2 protein-coding genes are annotated in these 1,527 nt (G+C 53.6%); both read left to right on the forward strand.

Going from position 1 to position 1,527, the window contains the following annotated elements; translation table 11 throughout:
* Positions 1–1,094: TraB/VirB10 family protein (locus BHE89_RS16950; protein WP_128860656.1), on the forward strand; the 1,094-nt coding region annotated here is incomplete at its 5' end.
* The coding region (locus BHE89_RS16955) for a TraV family lipoprotein (protein WP_128860657.1) at positions 1,091–1,527 on the forward strand (437 nt) is incomplete at its 3' end. The genes BHE89_RS16950 and BHE89_RS16955, both read left to right, overlap by 4 nt.

Raw genomic sequence — 1,527 nt, forward strand, 5'->3', positions numbered from 1 at the left:
AAAACTCCGACCTGAAAAAGGAGCTGGAACGAGTCAAGAAAGAGCTGGAGGAAACCAAAACCACTGCCGGGAAATCCAGTGATGTTGGCCGTGAGATGACCCGCCTTCGTCAAGATTTGGACCGCCTGACCCAGAAGAACATGGAATTGGCTAAGAAAGTCGAAACCGGCGCTGTTGGTGGAAAAACATCCTCTTCATCAGAGGATGCCAGAGCCGATGTTAATGGTGCATCTGGTGGTGATGGTCAGTTCATGGAGAAAAAGCTCGACTACAAAGATCCTGCATCCTTTTTTCGGGACGCACCGCTTCCTGACTCGAAGGGTGGGGCTCCTGCAACTGGCAAGGGAGACAGTCGTGATGCAACTAATAAACCAGGCATCCAAATAGTGAGCTACTCGCAGAAAGCGCCAGAAGTTGAAGAGAAGGACAACAAGGATGATGAGTCTATCTACCTACCTTCTGGCTCCATCCTGACAGGGGTGCTCATCAACGGTATGGACGCACCAACATCTCAAGGTGCTCGTCGAGATCCGTTCCCTTCGACCCTCAGGATTCAGAAAGAGGCTATTTTGCCTAACCGCTTCCGTGCGGATGTTCGGGAGTGTTTCCTGATTGTTTCCGGCTATGGAGACCTCAGCTCCGAGCGAGCCTACCTGCGCGGCGAGACCTTCTCGTGCGTTCGGGACGATGGGGGTGTCATCGAAGCGAAGCTGGATTCCTATGCAGTGGGTGAAGACGGTAAGGCCGGTGTCCGTGGCCGCGTGGTATCGAAGCAGGGCCAAATCATCGCTAAGAGCTTGATGGCTGGCTTCCTTGGTGGCGTGTCCGAAGCCTTTGACGTCAATCCGGTGCCGGTCGTCAGCACTAACCCTGGCTCAAATACCCAGTACCAGTCTGTGTTCTCTGACCAGATGTTGCAGGGTGCAGCAGTGAAGGGGGCCAGTAAGGCGCTGGATCGCATCGCTCAGTTCTATATCGACATGGCCGAAGGCATCTTCCCTGTTATCGAGGTCGATGCTGGCCGTCAGGTAGACATCATCGTGACCAAAGGCACCAAGCTACAAATTCGTTCCACCGGGGGCACCAAGAAATGAAATTTTTGAACATTTTGACCAGAAAGGGCAGTTCCAGAGGCAAGGCTCAAAAGGAACAGACAGTAAGATCCGCAAAGATGTTGGGGGTGGGCGCAGCTCTACTGATTTTGTCGGGCTGTTCGACGTTCAACATCGGCAAGGATGAGTATAGCTGTCCGGGAATGCCGAATGGTGTTCAGTGTATGTCAGCGCGAGACGTTTACGCCGCAACCAATGACGGAAATGTCCCGCGTCCAATGAAACCAGAGGAAGTCGAGGCCAAAGCGGAAGCGGATGGCGAAGGTTCCTCAAACGTTTCAGCGAACTCATCTAGCTCCGGAGACCCGGTGATTGACAACTATGTCGCACCGCGTCTTCCGGATCGCCCGATTCCAATTCGTACACCAGCACAGGTTATGCGGATTTGGGTAGCTCCCTGGGAGGACACCAATGG

The organism is Shigella sp. FC1967 (assembly GCF_001743005.1).
Taxonomy (GTDB): Bacteria; Pseudomonadota; Gammaproteobacteria; order Enterobacterales; family Enterobacteriaceae; genus Proteus.